The 22639-nt window shown below is 44.4% G+C and carries 23 protein-coding genes; 17 read left to right on the top strand and 6 right to left on the bottom strand.

Features of this window, described 5'->3' with window-relative positions:
• Window positions 1–83 precede the first annotated feature (83 nt).
• Complete coding sequence (locus ACYVAA_RS17600) at window positions 84–557, top strand: response regulator (protein WP_460544207.1); 474 nt, start codon at window positions 84–86, stop codon at window positions 555–557.
• 91 nt (window positions 558–648) lie between these two features.
• Here the strand turns inward: ACYVAA_RS17600 and ACYVAA_RS17595 are convergent, their stop codons facing one another.
• The 3 genes from ACYVAA_RS17595 to porX are packed head-to-tail and all read right to left on the bottom strand — an operon-like array spanning window position 649 to window position 3857.
• Window positions 649–1866, bottom strand: coding sequence for an alanine dehydrogenase (locus tag ACYVAA_RS17595; protein WP_460544205.1), 1218 nt, complete (start codon window positions 1864–1866; stop codon window positions 649–651).
• A 1-nt stretch (window position 1867) separates the two neighbouring features.
• Entirely contained in the window at window positions 1868–2290 is a 423-nt protein-coding gene (tsaE, locus tag ACYVAA_RS17590) for a tRNA (adenosine(37)-N6)-threonylcarbamoyltransferase complex ATPase subunit type 1 TsaE (RefSeq protein ID WP_460544203.1), read from the bottom strand.
• A 4-nt stretch (window positions 2291–2294) separates the two neighbouring features.
• The gene (gene porX / locus ACYVAA_RS17585; RefSeq protein WP_460544201.1) at window positions 2295–3857 is read right to left on the bottom strand and encodes a T9SS response regulator signal transducer PorX; all 1563 of its coding nucleotides are present in this window, start codon (window positions 3855–3857) and stop codon (window positions 2295–2297) included.
• Between the two features lie 66 nt (window positions 3858–3923).
• On the opposite strand from porX, the gene ACYVAA_RS17580 reads away from it, so the two are divergent.
• The 7 genes from ACYVAA_RS17580 to ACYVAA_RS17550 are packed head-to-tail and all read left to right on the top strand — an operon-like array spanning window position 3924 to window position 9999.
• The gene (locus ACYVAA_RS17580; RefSeq protein ID WP_460544199.1) at window positions 3924–5153 is read left to right on the top strand and encodes an HD domain-containing protein; all 1230 of its coding nucleotides are present in this window, start codon (window positions 3924–3926) and stop codon (window positions 5151–5153) included.
• A gap of 17 nt (window positions 5154–5170) precedes the next feature.
• Window positions 5171–6193: a UDP-3-O-(3-hydroxymyristoyl)glucosamine N-acyltransferase gene (lpxD, locus tag ACYVAA_RS17575; protein ID WP_460544197.1), complete on the top strand. Its 1023-nt coding sequence runs from the start codon at window positions 5171–5173 to the stop codon at window positions 6191–6193.
• Between the two features lie 40 nt (window positions 6194–6233).
• Window positions 6234–7628 carry a bifunctional UDP-3-O-[3-hydroxymyristoyl] N-acetylglucosamine deacetylase/3-hydroxyacyl-ACP dehydratase gene (locus tag ACYVAA_RS17570; RefSeq protein WP_460544195.1) on the top strand — a complete coding sequence of 465 codons (1395 nt, stop codon included), beginning with the start codon at window positions 6234–6236 and terminating at the stop codon, window positions 7626–7628.
• Window positions 7625–8404, top strand: a complete 780-nt coding sequence (gene lpxA / locus ACYVAA_RS17565) for an acyl-ACP--UDP-N-acetylglucosamine O-acyltransferase (protein WP_460544193.1) — start codon at window positions 7625–7627, stop codon at window positions 8402–8404. The genes ACYVAA_RS17570 and lpxA overlap by 4 nt, the downstream gene beginning before the upstream one ends.
• A gap of 3 nt (window positions 8405–8407) precedes the next feature.
• Window positions 8408–9043, top strand: coding sequence for an ABC transporter ATP-binding protein (locus ACYVAA_RS17560; protein ID WP_460544191.1), 636 nt, complete (start codon window positions 8408–8410; stop codon window positions 9041–9043).
• 44 nt (window positions 9044–9087) lie between these two features.
• Window positions 9088–9561, top strand: a complete 474-nt coding sequence (locus tag ACYVAA_RS17555; RefSeq protein WP_460544189.1) for a hypothetical protein — start codon at window positions 9088–9090, stop codon at window positions 9559–9561.
• A 6-nt stretch (window positions 9562–9567) separates the two neighbouring features.
• Complete coding sequence (locus ACYVAA_RS17550; RefSeq protein ID WP_460544187.1) at window positions 9568–9999, top strand: nuclear transport factor 2 family protein; 432 nt, start codon at window positions 9568–9570, stop codon at window positions 9997–9999.
• 10 nt (window positions 10000–10009) lie between these two features.
• Here ACYVAA_RS17550 and ACYVAA_RS17545 read toward each other — a convergent pair whose 3' ends face one another.
• Together ACYVAA_RS17545 and ACYVAA_RS17540 are read right to left on the bottom strand one after the other, a co-directional pair.
• On the bottom strand, window positions 10010–12400 hold the full coding sequence (locus ACYVAA_RS17545; RefSeq protein WP_460544185.1) for an endonuclease MutS2: 2391 nt from the start codon (window positions 12398–12400) through the stop codon (window positions 10010–10012).
• A 4-nt stretch (window positions 12401–12404) separates the two neighbouring features.
• Window positions 12405–12740 (bottom strand): DUF4296 domain-containing protein, encoded by a 336-nt coding sequence (locus ACYVAA_RS17540; RefSeq protein ID WP_460544183.1) that lies wholly within the window; start codon window positions 12738–12740, stop codon window positions 12405–12407.
• A 107-nt stretch (window positions 12741–12847) separates the two neighbouring features.
• Between ACYVAA_RS17540 and ACYVAA_RS17535 the strand changes: the two genes are divergently transcribed.
• Genes ACYVAA_RS17535 through ACYVAA_RS17525 form a run of 3 tightly spaced genes read left to right on the top strand, consistent with a single transcriptional unit; the run spans window position 12848 to window position 15651 of the window.
• On the top strand, window positions 12848–13726 hold the full coding sequence (locus ACYVAA_RS17535) for a DUF58 domain-containing protein (RefSeq protein WP_460544181.1): 879 nt from the start codon (window positions 12848–12850) through the stop codon (window positions 13724–13726).
• A 16-nt stretch (window positions 13727–13742) separates the two neighbouring features.
• Complete coding sequence (locus ACYVAA_RS17530) at window positions 13743–14618, top strand: hypothetical protein (RefSeq protein ID WP_460544179.1); 876 nt, start codon at window positions 13743–13745, stop codon at window positions 14616–14618.
• A complete protein-coding gene (locus ACYVAA_RS17525; protein ID WP_460544177.1) occupies window positions 14605–15651 on the top strand; it encodes a vWA domain-containing protein in 1047 nt (348 codons plus the stop codon). Before ACYVAA_RS17530 ends, ACYVAA_RS17525 begins: the two co-directional genes overlap by 14 nt.
• Here the strand turns inward: ACYVAA_RS17525 and ACYVAA_RS17520 are convergent.
• A complete protein-coding gene (locus tag ACYVAA_RS17520; RefSeq protein ID WP_460544175.1) occupies window positions 15648–15842 on the bottom strand; it encodes a hypothetical protein in 195 nt (64 codons plus the stop codon). The two genes, ACYVAA_RS17525 and ACYVAA_RS17520, sit on opposite strands and share 4 nt — an antisense overlap.
• Window positions 15843–15974: 132 nt before the next feature.
• On the opposite strand from ACYVAA_RS17520, the gene ACYVAA_RS17515 reads away from it, so the two are divergent.
• The 6 genes from ACYVAA_RS17515 (at window position 15975) to ACYVAA_RS17490 (ending at window position 22514) form a co-directional block, all read left to right on the top strand.
• Window positions 15975–16649, top strand: a complete 675-nt coding sequence (locus ACYVAA_RS17515) for a YggS family pyridoxal phosphate enzyme (protein WP_460544173.1) — start codon at window positions 15975–15977, stop codon at window positions 16647–16649.
• A gap of 3 nt (window positions 16650–16652) precedes the next feature.
• Window positions 16653–17045, top strand: a complete 393-nt coding sequence (locus ACYVAA_RS17510; RefSeq protein ID WP_460544171.1) for a DUF423 domain-containing protein — start codon at window positions 16653–16655, stop codon at window positions 17043–17045.
• Between the two features lie 31 nt (window positions 17046–17076).
• Entirely contained in the window at window positions 17077–18372 is a 1296-nt protein-coding gene (locus ACYVAA_RS17505; protein ID WP_460544169.1) for a D-alanyl-D-alanine carboxypeptidase/D-alanyl-D-alanine-endopeptidase, read from the top strand.
• 1070 nt (window positions 18373–19442) lie between these two features.
• Complete coding sequence (locus ACYVAA_RS17500; RefSeq protein WP_460544167.1) at window positions 19443–20498, top strand: S66 peptidase family protein; 1056 nt, start codon at window positions 19443–19445, stop codon at window positions 20496–20498.
• A 138-nt stretch (window positions 20499–20636) separates the two neighbouring features.
• Window positions 20637–21260, top strand: a complete 624-nt coding sequence (locus ACYVAA_RS17495) for an SGNH/GDSL hydrolase family protein (protein ID WP_460544165.1) — start codon at window positions 20637–20639, stop codon at window positions 21258–21260.
• Between the two features lie 294 nt (window positions 21261–21554).
• Window positions 21555–22514, top strand: coding sequence for a hypothetical protein (locus tag ACYVAA_RS17490; protein ID WP_460544163.1), 960 nt, complete (start codon window positions 21555–21557; stop codon window positions 22512–22514).
• Window positions 22515–22639 lie beyond the last annotated feature (125 nt).

The raw sequence follows: 22639 nt of genomic DNA, 5'->3' as shown, positions 1-22639 counted from the left end.
GGGTTGTATGATACAACCTCTTTTAGTTATATTTAAATTGTAGTCATTTAGTTTAAATCAACCAATAAATCTAAAGAGAAGCAATGAGCGAATCAATACAGGAAAAAATCAGGGTTTTATACGTAGATGACGAAGAGAACAACCTTCAAGCCTTCAAAGCTACATTTAGGAGAGAATACAAAGTCCATCTTGCTATCTCGGCAGAAAAAGGGCGTGAAATTCTGAAATCTGAAAAAGTTGACATCATCATCACCGACCAAAGGATGCCAGAGGAAACCGGCGTGGAATTTCTCGAATCCATCATCCCCATCTACCCGGACCCCATCCGTATCCTTCTAACAGGCTACACTGACATACAGGCGGTGATCGATGCTATCAACAAGGGACAGGTCTATCACTACCTTACCAAACCTTGGGAAGAAGAATACTTGAAAACGGTCATCAAAAACGCCTTTGAAGTGTTTTCCTTAAGAAAAGAAAACAAGAAACTCACTGATGATCTTTTAAAAGCGAACGAACAACTTGAATTCTTATTGAGGCAAAAATTACTTTCCTAACCTTAGTTGAAGGTTTAAACGATAGAAAAGATTACTTTTCTCTTTAGATAGCTTAGGCTGTCTAACCGGCCAAAGAAAGCTTAATTTGCTTTTAGTATCTCGCCGCCAGCAAAAGCTGTAACTCTTTGTGGTTCATTTGAAACTTTCTACCTAAATGGGCATTGGTCAGGCTTCCCCGATAGGTATAAACCCCCTTCATAAACCACTTGTAATTGAATATCATTTCCTCAGCCCCTCCCAGATCAGCCATCTGTAGCAAAATGGGGGTAAATATATTGCTCAGGGATATGGAAGCCGTTCTGGACACCCTTGAGGCTATATTGGGCACACAATAGTGGATTATATCGTACAACATATAAACCGGACGGTCATGACTGGTCATTCTGGAAGTTTCCACACAGCCACCCTGGTCGATACTGACATCGATCAACACACTTCCGGGCATCATGGCAGAAATCATTTCTTCGGACACCACAATCTTCGACCTGCCCTTTTCTGCCCTCAAAGCTCCGATAACTACATCGGCTTCTTTCAGCGCCTCCCCTAAAGTATAATTATCTATGGTAGAAGTATAAACCTGCTGTCCCAGCAGCTGCTTGATCCTTCTTAACTTATAGAGGTGATTGTCAAAAATCTTGATACTGGCCCCTAGACCAAGTCCTGTGCGGGCAGCATACTCCGCTACCGTACCTGCTCCAATAATCACCACATTGGTAGGCGGCACTCCGGTAATCCCGCCCAGGATCAAGCCTTTTCCGTCGTCTTTGACACTGCTCAGGTACTCTGCGGCAATCAGCATGACTGTACTTCCGGCTATCTCACTCATGGCCCTGACCACCGGCATCCCGCCCACCTTGTCTTCCAAATGCTCAAAGGACACTGCCGTGATTTTTTTCCTATTGAGAGAGTGAATATAATCTGCACTTTGCTTGCCCAGCTGCAAGGCGGAGATCAAACAACTCCCAGGCTTCATATAAGCGATTTCCTCTTCCGATGGGGGCTCCACTTTCAGTACTACTTCTGCCTCAAAAGCCTCCTTGGTGGAATAAACCACCTTGGCTCCTGCATCGGCATATTCCTTGTCTGAGAACTTTGATGACTTTCCTGCTCCCGATTCCACCATCACCCGCTGGTTGTTATTGACCAACAGGGCCACAGCCTCAGGAGTAAGCACCACCCGTTTTTCCTGAAGGGCATTTTCCTTAGGCAAACCTATTAAAATCGAATGATCAGAGTCCTTTACCCTGGCCAATGCTTCCTTTGGATATATACCGGCCTCTTTACTTATCTCTGTCATTTTAGCCCCCATTTTAAATCTTTTTTATGGTCAACTCCCTTTTTCCCTGGTCATCTACCTCTATAGACACCAAATAAAATTCCTCTGGCAAATAGTCAGGAATTTTTTCCGCCCATTCAATCCAACAATACCTTCCACTGTAAAAATACTCCTCCACGCCGATCTCCAATACCTCTTCTTGCTCCTCTACACGGTAGAAATCAAAATGGTAGAATACCTCACCTGCCTCATTATCATACTCATTTACAATAGAAAAAGATGGGCTGCTCACCACGTCCCCAATGCCAAACGCTTTCGCTATGGCTTTGATCAAAGCGGTTTTGCCGGCCCCCATACTTCCTTTAAACACCCAAACCGGTGTTTCTTTGCAATATTCAATAACTTCTCTGGCTACCTCCGGTAGCTGCTCGGTATTTTCGCAAATTATCTTTTTCAAGCTTTTAGTACTGCTTTGGTGCAAGGTGCATTATCGGTACAATCACTTCCTCCAAAGAAACCCCTCCGTGCTGAAAAGTATCTTTGTAGTAATTTACATAATAATTGTAATTGTTCGGATATGCAAAGAAATAATCTTCTACGGCAAAAACATAGCTGGTGGAGACATTAAATCTCGGAAGTTTGGCCGTTTCGGGCTTGGCCACTTCAAAAACCTTTCCCGATTCAAAGTTCAGGTTTTTTCCTTGTTTATACCTCAGATTGGTCGTCACCTTCCTGTCTCCAATTATTTTATAGGGCCGGTTGACCCTTTTGGTACCATGGTCCGTGGTCACGATCACTTCACAGCCAGCCTCGCTGACCCTTTTGAACAGCTCAAAAAGAGAACTGTGAAGAAACCAACTCTCCGTAATCGAACGATAAGCGGATTCATCAGGCGCCAGCTCACGGATCATTTTCATGTCCGTCCTGGCATGGGACATCATGTCCACAAAATTGTATACCAGAACATTGAGGTCATTGTTCATCATATTGGAAAACTGGTCCAACACCGATTTCCCTTGGCTGGCCTGCAGGATCTTATGGTAGCTGAATTTTGCCTGAACCCTGTTTTTTTTCAGATTGACCTCCAAAAATTCCGACTCATGGTTGTTCTTTCCTTCATCGGTATCCTCTCCCTCCCATAGATCAGGGTGAAAGCGCGCCATGTCCAAAGGCATCATCCCACTGAAAAGGGCATTTCTGGCATAGGCCGTTGTGGTAGGAAGGATGCTGTAATAAGTGTCTTCTGACTTGATATTGAAATAATCACTCAAGGTAGGTTCGATGATCTCCCACTGATCCAGTCGTAGGTTGTCTATCACTACAAAGAACAAGGGTTTGTCATTCCCCTTGAGAAAAGGAAATACTTTTTCCTTCATCACCCTATGGGAAAGGATCGGTTTGTCCACTTCAGGATCATTGAGCCAATCCAGGTAATTATCTTTTATGAACCGTGCGAAATTTGCATTGGCCTCTGCTTTCTGTGTATCCAGTACCTCTTGCATGCTCTTGTTCTCCGTCTTGTCTATCTCCAGCTCCCAATAGGTCAATCGCTTATAAATATCTGCCCATTCATTATGATCGATCGCATCGTTATAGGCCATACTGATTCTGGAAAAATCCTGTTGATAGGACAAATTGGTTTTTTCACTGATCAGCTGCTTGTTTTGAAGTATTTTCTTTACCGAAAGCAATATTTGGCTGGGATTGATCGGCTTGATCAAATAATCCGCTATTTTTCCTCCGATGGCATCATCCATGATATGCTCCTCTTCACTTTTGGTGATCATCACCACTGGGGTTTGGGGCTTAAGGATCTTCACCTGCTGCAAGGTCTCCAGGCCGGTCATGCCGGGCATCATCTCATCCAAAAAAATCACGTCAAAGTTGGAAGACTCTACCTTTTCGATGGCATCGTTTCCGCTGTTGACGGTAGTAATCTCATATCCTTTTTGCTCCAAAAACATGATATGAGGTTTCAACAGATCAATCTCATCATCTGCCCAGAGAATTTTAAATTTTTGCATCTTTTATGGTTTAAAACTTTTAAATTTATAATTACTTTTGGTTTCTATCAACTAATTCTTAGGCAATTGAAAAGCCATAAAATACTCAACGACCCTGTTTACGGTTTTATAACTATTCCCAGCGAGTTGATTTTCACCATCATTGACCATCCTTATTTCCAGAGGTTACGCAGGATCAAACAACTGGGTTTGACCGATTTTGTCTATCCCGGTGCGCTGCACACGCGTTTTCACCATGCCCTGGGGGCCATGCACCTGATGAGCATTACCCTGGACAACCTGAGGAACAAGGGCCACGAAATAAGCGACAAGGAGTATGAAGCCTCCCTGATCGCCATCCTTTTGCATGATATCGGCCATGGACCTTTTTCCCATGCCCTGGAATACACCTTGCTCAAGGGCATTCCGCATGAGTCTTTGTCCCTTTTGCTCATCGAGTCCTTAAATAACCAATTAAACGGCCAACTTGATCTCGCTTTAAGAATTTTTAAGAATAATTATGAAAGAAAATTCTTCCACCAGCTGGTTTCCAGCCAGCTCGACATAGACCGGCTGGATTATTTGCAACGGGACTGTTTCTTTACCGGTGTATCGGAGGGAACCATCGGAGCGGACAGGATCATTAAGATGATGAACATTAAGGACGACCAGATCGTGGTCGAGGAAAAAGGTTTATACAGCATTGAAAACTTCCTGAGCGCCAGAAGGCTGATGTATTGGCAGGTTTACCTCCACAAAACCACCGTCAGCGCGGAAAAGATGCTGATCAACCTGATCAACCGGGCCAAAGACCTCCAACAGTCAGGCTCCCGACTGGAAGGTTCGGAAGCCTTTATTCACCTTCTCCAAAACAACTTTACCTTCAAAGATTTCCAAGACTCCAAAGACCTCTTGGAAATCTTTGCCACTATGGATGATTTTGACATTTGGGGAGCCGTCAAATTATGGCAGAAAAACAAGGACCTTGTCCTGAAGAATATTGCAGACATGTTCCTTACCAGAAACCTGTTCAAGATAAAACTGGGAAACGACCCATTTGACGAGGAGCAGCTCAGCGCGATGAAAAATCAGGCAAAAAAAGATCTTAACATCACGGAGGATGAGCTACCTTACTTCTTTTCCGCCGGCTTTATATCCAACTATGCCTATGTGGCTAAAGAACGCATTCTCATTTTGACCAAAAAAGGTGAAGTCATCGATGTCGCCCAGGCAGCAGACCTGCCCAACATCAAAGCCATGAGCAAAATTGTAAAAAAGTACTATGCTTGTCGGGCTAAAAAATTAACTTTGCGATAATATAATTTTAAAACTCAATGGAATTTACTGTCAGTCAGATTGCAGAACTCTTAAACGGAACCGTGGAGGGGGATAGTACCCAAAAAGTCAACCGACTAGACAAAATCCAGGAAGGCAAAGCAGGGGGGATAAGCTTTTTGTCCAATATGAAGTACGAGCCTTATTTATACAGCACCGCTTCATCTGCTGTGATTGTGGCCAATGACTTCGCTCCCTCTAAGCCCTTCAGCACCACGCTTATCCGCGTCAAAGATCCTTATTCCAGCTTTACCCAACTTTTGGAGGCCTATGCCCAACTGACCAAACAGTCAAAATCCGGTGTAGAACAACCCTCTTTTATGGACGATTCCTCTCAGATTGGGGAAGGTGGCTACAGGGCTGCTTTTAGCTATATTGGCAAGGACTGCAAAATCGGAAATAACGTAATTATCCATTCTCAGGCTTTTATCGGAGACAAGGTCACCATTGGGGACAACTGTATCGTTCATGCAGGCGTAAAAATTTACAATGACACGGTAATTGGCAACAACTGTGAATTCCACCCGAACGTAGTCATCGGATCGGATGGTTTTGGTTTTGCCCCCCAAGAGGACAAGTCCTACAAAAACATTCCCCAGCTCGGCAATGTCCTCATAGAAGACAATGTCAGCATCGGGTCCAACAGTACGATAGATTGCGCCACAATGGGATCCACCATTATCAAAAAGGGCGTTAAAATAGACAACCTCGTACAGATCGCGCATAATGTGATCATCGGAGAAAACACTGTAATTGCTGCACAATCGGGCATATCAGGTTCCACAGAGATCGGAAGAAACTGTATTATCGCCGGTCAGGTAGGGATCATCGGCCATCTTAAGATAGCGGACAACACCATCATTGGGGCTAAAACAGGCGTCAGCAAATCCATTACCAAACCAGGGCAGACCATTTTTGGATACATCGGATATGAAATGAAGGAATTCTTAAAATCGTATTCCATTTTTAAAAATCTACCATCTCTTCAAGACAAAATTAAAGATCTGGAAAAAAAACAATAAATTTGTGGCGAAAATAAAAGATGCCCAAAAAACATCATTAATGAAAGTTAAACAGCATACTATAGGAAAACAGGTTACCGTTTCCGGGGTTGGTCTGCACACTGGTGTTGAAGCCAACATGACCTTTATACCTGCTCCTCCAAACCACGGTTATAAATTTCAACGCATCGACTTAGAAGGCGACCCGATTGTTGACGCTGATGTGGACAATGTAGTTGATGTATCCAGAGGAACCACCATAGAACAAAGTGGCGCCCGTGTAAATACTGTTGAGCATGTTCTGGCTGCTTTGGTAGGTTTGGAAATTGACAATGTGCTTATCCAACTGGACGGTCCCGAACCTCCGATCATGGACGGAAGCTCTATCCAGTTTATCAATATCCTTGAAGATGCCGGGCTGCAGGAGCAAAATGCACTAAGGCGCTTTTTTGAAGTACCGGAAAGCATTCATTATAGAGATTCGGCTCGAGAAGTGGAAATGGCGGCCCTCCCCTTGGACGACTATAGGGTGACCGTAATGGTGGACTATAACTCCCCTGTTTTGGGAAGCCAGCATGCTTCCATAATGGACATCAGCCAATTCAAGTCTGAAATTGCTTCCTGTAGAACGTTCTGCTTCCTTCACGAGCTGGAAATGCTGTACAAGCAAAACCTGATTCAGGGCGGGGATCTTAACAATGCCATTGTTGTGGTAGACCGTATCGTGACTGATGAAGAACTGGACGGCCTGGCCAAGATGTTTAACAAGCCCAAGGTGGAAGTCAGAAAAGAAGGGATACTCAACAATGTGGAACTTAGGTACAAAAACGAACCTGCCAGGCATAAACTGCTGGATGTGGTCGGCGATTTGGCCTTGGTAGGACGCCCTTTAAAGGCCCAGATCCTTGCTGCCCGGCCTGGACACGCCGCCAATGTGGCTTTTGCCAAAAAGCTAAAAAGGGCAATGGAAAAGGTAGGTCCTAGCCATATCCCCCATTACGATCCCAAGCTGCCACCTGTGATGGATATCAATCAAATCGGGAATATTTTACCCCATAGATATCCCTTCCAACTTTTGGACAAAATCATCTATTTGGATGACACGGTAGTGGCCGGTGTGAAGAATGTCACCATAAACGAACCGTTTTTTATGGGGCATTTCCCCAACAACCCCGTCATGCCCGGAGTATTACAAGTAGAAGCCATGGCACAAACTGGCGGCATTCTTGTACTGAGCACTGTAGAGGATCCGGAAAATTACTGGACCTATTTCCTGGGCATCGAAAGCTGCAAATTCAGGAAAATGGTACTTCCGGGAGACACGTTGGTTTTCAAATGTGAATTATTGTCCCCTATCAGAAGAGGGATTGCAAAAATGAAAGGTGAAGCCTATGTTGGAAACACATTGGTTTGCGAAGCCGTAATGACTGCTAGTATTGTAAGAAAAGACGCATGATAAGTAAGCTATCACAAGTACATGAAGATACCAAGGTCGGTGAAAATGTGACCATCGATCCTTTTACTGTCGTTCATGAAAATGTAGAAATCGGAAAGGGAACTTGGATCGGCTCTAACGTAACGATATTCCCAGGGGCAAAAATCGGAGAAAATTGCAAAATTTTCCCTGGAGCGGTCATTGCAGGTGTACCACAAGACCTGAAATTCCAAGGTGAGGAATCCACTGTTGAAATCGGAGACTATACCACCATCAGAGAATGTGTGACCATCAGCAGGGGAACCATCGACAAAAGAGTCACTAAAATAGGCAGCCACTGCCTGCTTATGGCTTATGTGCATATTGCCCATGACTGTATCGTCGGAGACCATGTGATAATAGCCAACACCGTGCAGGTCGCCGGCCATGTCTCCATAGACGACTGGGCCATCATCGGAGGGAGCAGCGCCATCCATCAATTCGTGAAAGTCGGCATGCATTCCATGATCTCCGGCGGCTCCTTGGTCAGAAAGGACGTCCCTCCTTTTACCAAGGCGGCAAGAGAACCTTTGAGTTATGCAGGGGTCAATTCCCTCGGCCTAAGAAGAAGGGGCTTCACCAGCGAATCCATCAGCCATATTCAGGAAGTTTACCGTTACCTGTTTTTGAACAGCCTCAACAATAGCCGGGCACTGGAGGAAATAGAAATCAACCTTCCAGCTACCAAAGAAAGAGATGAGATCGTCAACTTTATCAGGTCTTCAGAAAGAGGCGTGATGAAAGGCTATATCAACTGATCCATGCTGGAAATCAGGTTAAAAGATGCAGGAAAACGGTTCCAGTACGAATGGATCTTCAAAAACCTGAACCTTCAAGTAAAGCCTTTTTCTAAAACAGCCATCACCGGCAGCAATGGCTCCGGCAAGTCGACCTTCTTGAAATGTCTTGCCGGAGCCATTCCCCTGACCGATGGCACCATCGAATACAGCACGGAAGGTCACCGCCTATCAGAAGGGGATTTTTATAAATCCATTGCGATCAGCGCTCCTTACATGGAACTTCCTGAGGAATTTACCCTAAAAGAAATCCTCCAATTCCACTTTCAGTTCAAATCCCCCATTTCTGGCATGAACATTCAGGACATGGTAAAAACCATGTACCTTTCTGAATCCATCGACAAGCAAGTCACCTATTTCTCTTCTGGAATGAAACAACGGCTAAAATTGGGTTTGTGCTTCTTTTCCGATGTGCCCATGTTGATATTGGACGAACCTACTTCCAACCTGGACACCAAAGGGGGCAGTTGGTACCAGGAACTGGTGAGTGAATTTGGCTATAACAGAACCATCGTTGTAGGATCTAATGACGCCAAAGAATATTCTTTCTGCACCGAAGAATTAAATATTGAAGACTACAAACTGAAATCTGTTCTTTAAGATTGATGTGATATTCTTATATTTACCAAAAAACCAGAGCAAACGTGAAAAATCTATCCATTTTTTATTTCGCAATTTTAGCATTTACGGTATTGTTTTCCTGTTCGAGCAAAGAAGACCCCACACCTTCAAAAACGCCGGAGCAGATCGCTACTGAAAAAATTTCAGGAGAATCAAACAAAACATGGACGGTTTCCGGAGGATCTGTTTCTCACAAGGGAATCGATGTGACCAGTGAATGGACCGGTTTCGAAATCACCTTCTCTGGCAGCAATGGCAGCAAGTCCTACGCCACCGCGAACAACAACCGCTTGTTTGATGATAGCGGAAGCTGGTCCTTTGCTGGAAACAACTTTGATAAAATGGTATTGGCGGGGAATCAGCCGGCCGCATCCCAAGAAATTTCCTTCTCAGGAGCGGGAAGTAATCTTATCCTGGAATTTAATGTCCCTGCTCCTGCCGACAGCAGGGTAACTGCCCTTGCCGGTGATTATGTATTCCGGCTCAAAGCTGAATAAATTGACATGAAAAAGTTCCTTTTCTTATTTCTGCTAATTATCGGAACAAGAACAGTTTCTTTCGCCCAGTCCGAAAATTCCATCGCTTTGGTCAAGGCCGTACAAGAACTCACTGAAGCCATGATTTCCCCGGACAAGGCAAGCCTAAAGGCCCTAACAGATAAAAAGCTCTCTTATGGCCATTCCAGTGGCAAGATTGAAGACCAGGAAACCTTTATTGCGACATTGCTAAGCGGCCAATCTGACTTTGTGAGTATTGACCTGCAAAACCAAAGCTACGAGGTGGTGGATGACATCGGCATCGTCCGGCATATTTTACAGGCCACTACCAATGACAACAACGTCCCCGGAAAAGTAAGGATAGGCATAATGATGGTCTGGAGACAAAAAGAGGAAAGCTGGAAACTTTTGGTAAGGCAAGCATACAAGTTGCCCTAACCAAAAAATCCTATTTCAGTGTAACCAGGGTAACTCCGGCACCTCCACGGTCTGCATGTTCGTCCTCATATTTACCAACCGAGGGCATGGTCCTTAATAAATTCCTGGTGATTTCACGCAGAATCCCATCCCCTTTGCCATGGACAATCCTCAAATCTTTCACCCCTAACATATAGCCTTCATCCACAAAATTCTGGACAATTGAAAGTATTTCCTCTCCTCTTTTCCCCCTTAGATCCAAGTTAGGTGAGAAATCCACCATCTTCGAGTTGGTGTCGTATCCCATTCTGGAAGCAATTGCTTTCTTTTCCTTTTTGAGGGTGGTTCTGGAAATTTTCTCCAACCTGTTCAGTTTCACATTGGACTTCAAGTCACCTATACTGATCTCCACATCCTTGTTCCTGACAGCAATTACCTCTGCGATCGCCCCATTGTCCTTCAATCTCACATGATCACCGGGCTTGATTTCGCCACCCACGACTTTTAGCTCTTCAGACACCTTTGGCTTGAAGGCTTTGTCAGGCTTGACGGCCACCTTATGCTCTTCCAACCCCTTTCTTGCCTTTTTGGTTGCTTCTTTTTCTGCTTTGTTTTCCTTGATCGAGCGGATGGTCTCTTCTATCTTTTTATTGGCTCCATCCAAAATGGTTTTTGCCTCCTGTTTCGCCTGCTGGATCAGCTGTTTTTGATTGCTTTCTATGGTTTCTTTCAGCTCATTGTATTCTTTCATGCGCTGGGTAAGCAGCCTTTCCTTCCTCTGCGCCTCATCCAAAAGCTGTTCATACTTGTTTTTTTCTGACTCCAGTTTGTTCAACAGTTTATCGTACTGGACCCTTTCATCACCGATCTGGGCTTTGGCATAGCCGATGATTTCCTTGGAAATCCCAATCTTGGTGGCGATTTCCAAAGCAAAAGAGCTTCCCGGCTTGCCTATCTCCAATTGATAAAGCGGTTCCAGCTTGTCCACATCAAAGCGCATGGCCCCGTTGGTCATGCCCTGGTTTTTGGCCGCAATCTGTTTCAAATTGCCATAGTGGGTGGTCACCACCCCATAAGCACCCGACTTGTTCAGCGCCAAAAGGATGGATTCGGCAATCGCCCCTCCAAACTGGGGTTCGGTCCCCGTCCCAAATTCATCTATAAAGAATATGGTCTTTTTATCAGCAAACTGGGTAAAGTACTTCATACTCATCAGGTGAGAGCTATAGGTACTCAGGTCATTTTCTATATTTTGTTCGTCCCCGATGTCAATAAAGAAATTCTGGAAAACAGTGCATTTGGAATGAGGATCCATCGGCACCAAGAGCCCACACTGAAGCATGTACTGGACCAATGCCACGGTTTTTAGCGTCACTGACTTTCCCCCGGCATTGGGACCAGAAATCACCAATAGCCGGCTATTATGGTCCAAATTGATATTAAGGGGAATGATTTTCCTGTCCTGCTGCTTCAGGGCTTCTTCCAAAACCGGATGACGGGCATTGTACCATTCAATGATTTTCCCCTTTTGCAAAGAAGGTTTGCTGGCGTTCATCTTCAATGCCAGCTTGGCTTTGGCCCGGATAAAATCCACCATGCCCAAAAAACGGAAGGCACTTTTAAGCTCAGGAATAAAGGGCCTCAGTGTATTGGTCAGTTCAGTCAGGATCTTTTGGATTTCCCGACGCTCCATATATTCCAATTCCTTCAGTTCATTGTTGATATCCAGCACCTCGGCCGGTTCTAAGAACACCGTCTGACCGGTAGCCGATTCATCATGGACAAAGCCCTTTATCTTCCGCTTGTTTTCCGCCAGAACAGGCATGACCATTCGGCCTCCCCTGATGGTGATCGAAGCATCATCAGGGGTCAGCCCCTTTGCCTTGGCCTCCCTGAAGATCCTGTCCAAAACCTTTCGCAGCCGGTTTTCCTCATAGAGTATCTGTCCCCTGATCAGGCCTAGTTCCCGGGTAGCGTTGTTTTTGATCTTTCCTTTATCATCCAGCACCTTCTCAATGGCCCTGAGCAAGGTATTGTCCAGGTTCACCAGGCCCAACAGCTGAAACAGCTGCGGATATTCCTCCTGAAACTTGGTAAAAAAGTCCACGCAGCCTTTGAGTGTAACCAATGAAAGGCGGATTTCATGGAAATCATCCTCGTAGAGGAAAGTCCCCTCAATTTTTGCCTTGTCGAGATAAGGGTAGATGTTCAAAAAGTTAGACGAAGGAAAAATCTCTCCAGACAGCAGTATCTGACGAAACTCCTCCGTTTGGTCCAAAAGTTTGTTCAATAGTTGAATGTCCTTGGAAAAGGTGACTTTTTGGACAATGTCCGTGCCCAGTTTACTGGTGCACTCTTCTTTAATCCACTCTTTTATTTTATCGAAATTAATCTTGGTCTCAAGATTATCAGGATATAACATACGCTTATTTTCCTACTTTTTCCTTCACATTTAGTGAATCAATCACCCGACCATAAAGTTCCTCCATTTTACCGGCATCTTTGAGGTAATACTCCAAGCTCCGGACATAGGTACTGTCTGCGACCTGGTGCTTTTCGAATACCCTTGTTTCAAAGAGGGGATATAGCTTTTTGGAAGAATCATAGGACACCGGAAGGGAGCTCGCCAGGCCCTCCGCCATGTGGATATCCACCATAATCCCTACCATCTGATCCTCTGATAGCAGATAATCCGGACGTCCATCTTGCCCGCAGGAAAGCATCCCAAAAAACACAATAATGAAGAATATAAATTTTTTCACAATTCAAAATTAGCCATTTCCGTTGAATTTAGACAACATGTTATCCATTACTCGTTTTATTATTCAATCGAGTCCATTAAATTTAGGCCTTCGGAATAAAATAGCGCATGAATCAACTGCTGAAAAAACTCAGAAAATATGAAATCATGATCCGGAAAGTGGCCAACAACCACCTTCAGGGTGATTATCAGTCCATTTTCAAAGGAGCTGGTCTTGAATTCGATGACCTGAGGCCTTATCAGTATGGAGATGATGTCCGGACGATCGAGTGGAAGGTTTCCGCCAAAGGCCATGGTACCTTTGTCAAGACCTTCAAGGAAGACAAAGACCAGTCGGTCTATTTCCTATTGGATATCAGTGGATCCCAGGACATCGGCGACGAACGCAGAAAAAAAATCGACCTTGGAAAAGAAATTGCAGGGGTACTGACCTTGGCCGCTGTCCATGAAGGCAGCCAGGTGGCACTGATTTCCTTTTCCGACCAAAAAGAAAAGGTCATCTTACCTGGAAAGGGTCCCAAGCAGGGAGTAAAGGTAATCCGAGGGATTTTCCAACACGACAATAAGTCCATCAAAACCGATCTTAACGAGATGTTTACCTTTACCCTGAACCTGATCAAAAAGAGGAGCATCATCATCGTCATTTCGGACTTCATCGACGAAAACTACGAAAGACCTTTCAAGGCCCTGGCAGAAAAGCACGATGTGGTGGCCATACAGGTGACCGACCCCAGAGAATCCGTTCTGCCTTCCTTGGGCATCATCCCGGTCTTTGACAAGGAAGAAGGAAAAACCACCTGGGTCAACACCGCTTTTGGCAGCTTTTCCAGAAAAATATCCGACACCTTCATTACCGAAAGAAATTCACTCAAAGAATTATGCAAAAAAAACCAGATCAACTACCTCCCCATTGATACCCAGGAGGACATTGTCCTTCCATTGATTGAATTGTTTAGGTACAGGAATAAAAGCATGAAGCGTGGGTAAGAACAAAGGATTCTTCTTGAGCATTTTACTAGTATTGATCTTTTCCTCCCTTCAGGCACAAAACCTGAAAGTGGAAGGTTATTTCCTTCAAGATTCCGCCAAACTTGGCGAAAGGGTAGGATATGTTTTGAAAGCCCAATACCCCCCGGAGGTAAACATCGTTTTTCCTGATTCCTCCTATGGCTACCGCGATTTCTCCTTTTTGGAAAAGCAGACATTTACCTCCTATACAAAGGACAGCCTCACCTTGGACAGTGCTGTTTATTACCTGTCCAATTTTTCGCTTGACCCGGTCAAAACCTATGCTTTGCCTGTTTTTGAGCTGCTTAAATATGACAGCCTGGTGCATTTCCCGGAAGCTGACAATATCGCTTTGACCCTGACCATCGACCCGATGCCGGAAGAACTCACCTTTAAGGACAATGACAAATACCTTCCGGTCCCTAAAGACTTCAACTACCCCTATTTGCTGATTTTTCTGGGCACCATCCTAATGACCGCCCTGCTGGCCTTCCTGCTTTTCGGGAAAAAGATCCAAAAACAATGGGCCATCAATAAACTGAAAAAACGGCACAAGGCCTTCCTCAACAAATGGGATGCCTCGGTCACTACCCTGCAAAACAAGCCCAACCTTCAGGTGGCCGATGAAACATTGGCGACATGGAAAGACTATATGGAACAACTGACCGGTCATCCTTATAGGGAGTGGACGGCCACTGAGATCGGAACCTTCTTAGAAAGAACAGATTTGGTCAAAGAATTTAGAAAAATAGAAATCATCATTTACGCCAACCGTCCATCAGAGGATGTTTTGGCTACCTGTGACAAGCTAAAATCCGTATGCGTGGAAATGTATCACCAAAAAATCAAGGAAATCCATGAGAGCAAATGAGATCGCAGATTGGTTTTCACTGAGTTGGTTTTATCCTGAAACCTTCCGCTCCTACGAATGGGAAAACCCCTGGGCACTGCACTTGCTTTGGGTGGTCCCCCTGATCATCCTGTTCAGGAAATTCACCAAATTTCTCAAAAACCCTTCTTTGGAGCTTTCCTTGCCGGGAAGTGTGTCCAAAAGCAACCCTTGGACCTACCTCCGTTTGGTACCTACCGTCTTCTTTGTGCTCGCATTGCTGATGATCATTATTGCCCTGGCCCGTCCCCAGCGCTCCAATGAAAAAGTAGAGCAAAGCACGGAAGGCATTGACATCATGTTGGTATTGGACATTTCCGAATCCATGGACCTGCAGGACTTTGAACCCAACAGATTGGAAGCCGCCAAGGCCACCGCTATTGACTTTATCGATGGCCGGTTTGGTGACCGCATCGGCATGGTCATCTTTGCCGGAGAGGCCTTCTCCCTGGCTCCCCTGACCACTGATTACGAACTCCTCACCTCCCTGATCGATGACATCTCTTTTGACATGATGGATGCAAAGGGAACAGCAATCGGAAGTGCTGTGGCCACCGCTACCAACAGGATGCGGGAATCCGATTCCAAATCCAAAGTGATGGTATTGCTCAGTGACGGGGACAATAATGCCGGAAACGTCGATCCCACTTTTGCCGCCGAACTGGCCTCTGCCATGGATATCAAGATCTACACCATCGCTGTGGGCAAGGACGGGATGGTTCCCTACGGTACGGACTTCTTTGGCAGGCCGCAAATGGTCGAAACCTACCTCAACGAAACCACCCTTAGGGATTTGGCCAGAATCGGAAAAGGACAGTTTTTCCGTGCTTCAGATGATGGTGCCTTACAAAACATTTTCGATCAGATCGACCAATTGGAAAAAGCGGAAATCCTTGAATCCAGGTACAAAGAAACCCAGGACTTCTATAGGGCTTATCTCTTTTTTGCGGTCTTATCCTTTTTTCTCTGGCTGACCTTAAAAAGTACCTTTGTCAATAATTTCTTGTTGGACTAAAAAGCAAACATGGCCGTGTCGGGCAAAAGCCTGATAAAAATCGTTCTCAGGTTTCCTGAAATGGAGTAGGTCGTCTTTGAACCCATATTTCTTTCGATCTGGGTTCTTCCTGCGGTGATCAACTGTTTTTTGAGCTGCTGTTTTTGAAGCTCCAAAGGGGAACTATATTCCTGCTCCAGGGATTCTCTCAAACGGATGTCCTATTTAAGCGGCGCACCTAAAATCGCCATAATCTCGGTCTATGGTATTGTTCTTGCGTTGATATAATAATATTTGTCAAAAGTTTCCTCCGCCACTATCTTTGAAAACATAAAAATAAAGGAATGAGCATAAAAGAGAACTTATCCAAGCTAAAAAAGAAATTCAAAAAACAAGATTGCCTATTGGTGGCCGTCAGCAAGACCAAACCGGTAGAGGACATCCGGGAAGCCTATGAAGCCGGCATCAGGAACTTTGGAGAAAACAAGGTCCAGGAAATGGTCGATAAATACCCCCAGCTACCGGATGATATCCAATGGCATATGATCGGCCACCTGCAACGCAACAAGGTCAAATACATTGCCCCATTTGTCTACCTCATTCATGGAGTGGACACCTTCAAACTGCTCAAAGAAATTGACAAACAAGCCAAAAAAGTCAATCGTATCCTGCCCTGTCTCTTACAGGTGCATATTGCCAAAGAAGAAAGCAAATTTGGTTTTTCCGAACAGGAAATTCTGGACTTATTGGAAGAAAAAGCCTTTGACGAGCTGGCCAATATCCGGATCATCGGCCTGATGGGCATGGCCACCAATACCGAGGATGAAAAAATCGTACGAGGGGAATTTGCGGGGCTAAAAGCCTTTTTGGATCGTCTCAACACAAGAGACTTACCTAAAAACTTTGCCCTTAAAGAGCTTTCCATGGGCATGAGCGGGGATTACCCGATCGCCCAAGAAGAAGGCAGCACCATAGTAAGAGTGGGAAGTGCTATTTTTGGAAGCAGAAACTATCAGTAAAAGATGAATTATATCAGTACGATCAAAATCGCAGCAGCCTTGGGGGCATTGACAGTGGCTATCGGTGCCTTTGGCGCCCATGGTCTGGCCGCTGTACTGGAAAAATTTGGCCGGGTGGAAACTTTTGAGACCGCCGTCAAATACCAGTTTTACCATACCCTGGCCATCTTTATGGTGGGCATTTTACAGCATAACAACCTGCAAAGCAAAAAGCTTAATGCCAGTATTTATGCTTTTCTGGCAGGAATAATCATTTTTTCCGGCTCCCTGTACATCCTGTCCACCACGGGCATTACTTGGCTGGGGGCGATCACACCGATTGGGGGACTTGCCTTTATTCTTGGCTGGATTTTGGTTTTTTTCGGGATCAAATCCAAACCTCAAGAGGCTCCATGATACTTTTCTCAATCATCAACCAAGTATTACAATGAAAAGCCAGACACCTTTCATTTTTTTGCTGCTGTTTTTCCTTTATGGCCATGCCCATCCCCAGAGCAGCGTCACCAGCCTTGAAGGCCTGGAAAACCGTTTGGGTGAGCATTCCTTTTTTTCAAAACACATGACCGGCTTTATGCTATTTGACCTGGAAGAGCAAAGGACCGTCTTTGAAAAGAACAGTCAGCAATATTTTATTCCCGCCTCCACTACCAAGCTTTTCACTTTTTATGCCGGGCTCCTGAGCCTGGGCAGCAGGACGGAGCGCTTGCGCTACCTTCCCAAAGGCAAGGATGTGATCATTTGGGGCACAGGGGATCCTTCCTGGGGCTACGGGCCCGTACCGGATATCGATATGGCCGCTTTCTTTGCCCCTTATGATAAAATCTACTTTTCTGACGACAACTGGAAAGACACGCCCTTTGGTTATGGCTGGCAATGGGACGATTATTACTACGCCTATTCGGCTGAACGCTCTCCCTTTCCGATCTATGGGAACCTGGTCACCATAAAAAACCATCAACGTTCCCCCAAAATACAACCCGCTTTTTTCTCCAAAAGCCTATCGGTTACTGCCAAGGAACTGAAAGATGTGGAAAGGGATTTTCACAGCAACAGTTTTTACTATAATCCAAAAACCTATAGCAAGACCGAATCCAAGGTTCCCTTTGTCACTTCCTCAGAGACCTTTTCCTTATTGGCCTCCCAGGCTTTGGGGAAAGAAGTCATGCTTTCGAAAGAAAAACTGCCCAAGGAGCATTTTGTACTGAAGGGCATTCCTTTGGACAGCCTTTACAGGGAAATGCTTCAGGAGAGCGACAATTTTCTGGCCGAACAGCTCCTGCTGATGATCTCTGACAGGCTTTTTCAGGAGTTGAACACGGAAAAAACCATCAAATTGATCAAGGAAACGTTCCTGACGGATCTCCCCGACGGGCCGCAGTGGGTGGATGGTTCCGGTCTCTCCAGACACAACCTCTTTACCCCCAGGGACATGGTGGAGATCACCAAAAAAATCTACCAAATCGTCCCCGACACCACTTTATTCCGTCTTTTGCCCCAAGGGGGAAAATCAGGCACGTTAAAAAATGCCTATAGGGCAAGCCGTCCCTACGTCTTTGCCAAAACGGGGACCATGAGCAATAACCACAGTTTGGTGGGCTATATCAAAACCAATCAAAACAAGCTGTACGCTTTTGCTTTTATGAACAACAATTATCCCTACAAAGCCCGGCAGGTAAGGGAGGAGATGGAAAAGGTACTATTGTATATCAGGGATAATTTTTAACTTCAAGCTGAATTATCCGCATTATTGAGTGAAATCGGGTAAATATATAACCATGAAGGCATGAAGGAACATGAAGGTTTAGCTTGGCCTTGCTTCATTTTCTTAATTCCTTAACGGTTTCTACCATTGACCAAGAAACAAAAAAAGATAACCATGAAGGTATGAAGGAGCATGAAGAGGTAGCTTGGTGAGCTTCATTTTCTTAATTCCTTAATGGTTTTTACCAACGAACAAGAAACAAAAAAAGACAACCATGAAGGCATGAAGGAACATGAAGGGGTAGCTTGGTCTAGCTTCATTCCCTTAAAACCTTAATGGTTTTTACAAATGATCAAGAAAAAAAGACAACCATGAAGGTATGAAGGAACATAAAGGTTTTGCTTGGCCTAACTTCATTTTCTTAATTCCTTAATGGTTTGTACCATTGATCAAGAAAAAAAAGATAAACATGAAGGCATAAAGGAACATGAAGGGGTAGCTTGGTCTAGCTTCATTTTCTTAACTCCTTAATGTTTTTTACCAATGACCTAGAAAAAAAAGACAACCATGAAGGCATGAAGGAACATGAACGTTTAACTTGGTCTTGCTTCATTTTCTTAATTCCTTAACGGTTTGTACCAATGATCAAGAGACAAAAAAAATAACCATGAAGGCATGAAGGGACATGAAGAGGTAGCTTGGTCTAGCTTCATTCCCTTAAAACCTTAAAGGTTTCTACCATTGATAAAGAAACAAAAAAAATAACCATGAAGCCATGAAGGAACATGAAGGGGTAGCTTGGTCTAGCTTCATTTTCTTAACTCCTTAATGGTTTCTACCATTGATCAAGAAAAAAAAGATAAACATGAAGGCATGAAGGAACATGAAGGTTTTGCTTGGCCTAACTTCATTTTCTTAATTCCTTAACGGTTTGTACCAATGATCAAGAGACAAAAAAAGATAACCATGAAGGTATGAAGGAACATAAAGGCTTAGCTTAGTCTCTCTTCATTTTCTTAATTCCTTAATGGTTAAACTAATTCCGTAATCGTATAGCATCGATATTTTGAATTCAGAACAAAACCACCTCCATGAATAAAAGAACTTTTATCAAAGCTTTGGGACTTTCAGCAGGACTGTCCCCTATTTTGGGCTTTAAAAGCACCTCGCGGAATGCTGAAAGCGAAACAGCAAAGAAATCCCTCTTGCCCTGCCCCTTAAAGCAAGGTGACCTGGTGGGACTGGTCAGCCCCTCCTCTGCGACCAATGATGAAATACTTTTTCAATTTGCCCAGGAAACACTGGAGGCATTGGGGCTGAAGGTCCTGAGAGGAAAATACCTTACCAACCGCTATGGGCATTTGGCCGGAACAGATGAAGAGCGCGCAGGGGATGTGAACGATATGTTTGCCAACAAAGAGGTAAAGGCCATTATCTGCATTCGCGGAGGTTCGGGGGCCGCGCGGATACTGCCTTTATTGGACTACAAGAACATTAAGAAAAACCCCAAACCGATTTTAGGTTACAGTGACATTACCGCCCTGCACAATGCCATCAATGCCCAAACCGGCCTCATCACCTTTCACGGGCCCAACGGCACCGGAAGCTGGAACAGTTTTAATGTCCAGCAATTTGAGCAGATGTTCTTTGAGCAAAAACTGGTAAAGTTTGAAAACGAACTGGAAAAAGGCGATGACCTGATCATCAAGAAAAACCGTATCCAGACCATTACCCCTGGCACCGCCGAAGGTATCATCGTGGGCGGCAACCTTACCGTCCTGACCGCACTGGCCGGGTCCCCCTACCTTCCTGATTTCAAAAACAAGATCCTCTTTCTGGAAGATGTGGGCGAAGACCCCTACCGTATCGACCGCATGATGAGCACCTTAAAACTCATGGGGGCACTGGATCAGCTCAAAGGCTTTATTTTCGGACAATGTTCTGAATGCGAACCCTCCGGGGGCTACGGTTCACTGACCCTCTGGCAAATCCTGCTGGATTATATCAAGCCCCTGGACATCCCGGCTTACCGCGGAGCCATGATCGGCCATGTGAGCAAGCAGTTTATCGTGCCCATCGGGGCCAAAGTCAAAATGAATGCAAATGAGGGCACCTTTGAAATGACAGAAAAAATATTTGCTTCTTAATCTGTGATCAGCCGAATGAAACCATGAAAAGCAAATGGAATATTAATTTTCTCTGGCCCGTACTGGCGGCATGCCTTTTGTTTTCCTGCAGTTCAAACCAGCACAGTTATTCCACTACCAAAAAACCATCTCAACCTTATGAACGATAAAAAACTTAGCTACCTGGCCCTGGGAGACTCCTACACCATTGGCGAAGGAGTCCCGCAAAACGAAACCTATCCAGCACAGCTGGTGGAACTTTTGAAAGAACAAAAACTGGATTTTGAATCTCCCGAAATCATCGCCGTTACCGGCTGGACCACCGATGAACTCCAAGAAGGCATCCGCGCTGCCAACATTGAGGGGAATACCTATGATCTGGTCACCCTGTTGATCGGCGTCAACAACCAATACCGCCAGAGAAGTGTGGAAAACTACCAAAAGGAGTTTGCCGGCTTGCTCCAACAAGCCATTGAATTTGCCAACAGAAATAAAACCAGGGTAAAGGTCCTGTCCATCCCTGACTGGGGGATCACTGAATTTGCCAGCCAGCAGAAGGTGGACAAAAACAAAGTGGCCAAAGAAATCGATGCCTTCAATGATGCCCAGCGGCAGCTGTGCCAATCCGAAGGGGTATTTTTTCTGGACATCACCCAAGATTACCGGTCCAGGGGCTATCTGCCCGAAAACCTCGTTGCTGATGGGCTGCACCCCAGTGGAAGGATCTACCGTACCTGGGCAGAGATGCTGGCTTCCTTACTAGAGCAACAGGTAACTTTCTAGCAATAAACCCCAAAAATACCCCAAGTGGGGTATTTTTTTGTTTTAGGGGATTGGGTATGTTTGGGATGGATCAGTTTTTAAACGTTTATAAGCGATTGTAAGCGTTTGAAATCGGGAAAATATAAAGGAAATATAAGCAATACGCTTATGAGTTAGTTGGCAACAAGCTGAAAAAACACCTATTATAGGGTATTGTTACAATAAGAAAATTATCAATCACAACAAAACATTTATCAATTTTAGTTATCGCTTTACCCTTATAATAAAATTCCTTTAAAATAAAAGCTATTAATTATGAACCCAAAAAATATTTACTCTATTATCCTCTTATTATTTTTTAGCAACTCGATACTTGGCCAAGGTGATCCGTGTGAGCATCTTCTAGATCCCAACCGAAGCGGAAGTATTGTATTGCCAGATGGAAAAAGCTGGTGCGATGTTGCACGCGAGACTGGTAGTGCATATGCCAAATGTCGATGTGAGCACGGTAAAAACGCGGCTGCCGATAAAGCAAAAAAACAAACAGAAATTGATAATATGTATGCTCAAAGGAATGTTTTGAAAGATAAAGCCAATGAGGCCAAACAAAATGCATATCAAATCAATTTAACAGACGACAACCCAAATTTTGAAAGCGAGAAGCAAGCTAAGATCGCCTATTTAGAAGAGTACATAAGGTATAATGAACAGACTATTGGCCTTCTAAAAGAAATGAACCAGCGTTTTCAAATGGAAAACACTACCAAATATATGGAGCAGGATGTTCAACACGCACGAGCCGAAATTAATCGACTACGAGAAAAAGAACAGTCTAAAACAGTAACATTAACCGGAGCATCCGGCGAAACAAACACAACGGCGCAAACTACAAGCCGAGAAAATGACACGCAAAACAACAAAGAATCCATATTCCAACAAAGACAACTGGACGCCCAGCAAGCTAAAAGAGACAGAGAAGCTGAAGCCCAAAGAAGAGTAGCTGCAAGCCAGCAACAATATGAACAAACAATGGATAATAATGCCCAAGCAAAAGAATATATAAAAAGAACATTTAATAGTTCTAATGTTTCTCAAGAGCAGGAGGCTCAAAATTTTTATAGCAATCTGGCAAAAGGGGAATCCAGAAAGGATTATGATTTTATTGAAAGAAAGAAAAAAGCTGATAGGCTTTATGTTTTGTTAAGAGGAACAATTATTAATGATAAGTTTGAAAAAGCTAGAAAAACAGCTGAAGAACTAAGCAATGAAAAGTAATTAAGCACTTTAGGTCCTACCGAAGAAATGAATTTTAATACTCTAAAAGCAATAGCTTATTTAGGCGATCCTAATCTAACCTCTGAAATCATTATGCGACAAGGTCGTTTAGCTGCTTCCAAAAA

The organism is Echinicola sediminis (genome assembly GCF_054777495.1).
The sequence above is the reverse complement of the archived record's forward strand: the minus strand, read 5'-3'. Positions and strand labels throughout refer to the sequence as shown.

Bases quoted from the DNA above. Each gene is read 5' to 3' on its own strand.
- ACYVAA_RS17600 (WP_460544207.1), top strand. From the start codon at position 84: ATGAGCGAATCAATACAGGAAAAAATCAGGGTTTTATACGTAGATGAC.
- lpxA (WP_460544193.1), top strand. From the start codon at position 7,625: ATGATAAGTAAGCTATCACAAGTACATGAAGATACCAAGGTCGGTGAA.
- ACYVAA_RS17525 (WP_460544177.1), top strand. From the start codon at position 14,605: ATGAGAGCAAATGAGATCGCAGATTGGTTTTCACTGAGTTGGTTTTAT.
- ACYVAA_RS17515 (WP_460544173.1), top strand. From the start codon at position 15,975: ATGAGCATAAAAGAGAACTTATCCAAGCTAAAAAAGAAATTCAAAAAA.
- ACYVAA_RS17570 (WP_460544195.1), top strand. From the start codon at position 6,234: ATGAAAGTTAAACAGCATACTATAGGAAAACAGGTTACCGTTTCCGGG.
- porX (WP_460544201.1), bottom strand. From the start codon at position 3,857: ATGCAAAAATTTAAAATTCTCTGGGCAGATGATGAGATTGATCTGTTG.
- ACYVAA_RS17500 (WP_460544167.1), top strand. From the start codon at position 19,443: ATGAATAAAAGAACTTTTATCAAAGCTTTGGGACTTTCAGCAGGACTG.
- ACYVAA_RS17510 (WP_460544171.1), top strand. From the start codon at position 16,653: ATGAATTATATCAGTACGATCAAAATCGCAGCAGCCTTGGGGGCATTG.
- ACYVAA_RS17560 (WP_460544191.1), top strand. From the start codon at position 8,408: ATGCTGGAAATCAGGTTAAAAGATGCAGGAAAACGGTTCCAGTACGAA.
- lpxD (WP_460544197.1), top strand. From the start codon at position 5,171: ATGGAATTTACTGTCAGTCAGATTGCAGAACTCTTAAACGGAACCGTG.
- ACYVAA_RS17495 (WP_460544165.1), top strand. From the start codon at position 20,637: ATGAACGATAAAAAACTTAGCTACCTGGCCCTGGGAGACTCCTACACC.
- ACYVAA_RS17505 (WP_460544169.1), top strand. From the start codon at position 17,077: ATGAAAAGCCAGACACCTTTCATTTTTTTGCTGCTGTTTTTCCTTTAT.
- ACYVAA_RS17545 (WP_460544185.1), bottom strand. From the start codon at position 12,400: ATGTTATATCCTGATAATCTTGAGACCAAGATTAATTTCGATAAAATA.
- ACYVAA_RS17490 (WP_460544163.1), top strand. From the start codon at position 21,555: ATGAACCCAAAAAATATTTACTCTATTATCCTCTTATTATTTTTTAGC.
- ACYVAA_RS17535 (WP_460544181.1), top strand. From the start codon at position 12,848: ATGAATCAACTGCTGAAAAAACTCAGAAAATATGAAATCATGATCCGG.
- ACYVAA_RS17550 (WP_460544187.1), top strand. From the start codon at position 9,568: ATGAAAAAGTTCCTTTTCTTATTTCTGCTAATTATCGGAACAAGAACA.
- ACYVAA_RS17595 (WP_460544205.1), bottom strand. From the start codon at position 1,866: ATGGGGGCTAAAATGACAGAGATAAGTAAAGAGGCCGGTATATATCCA.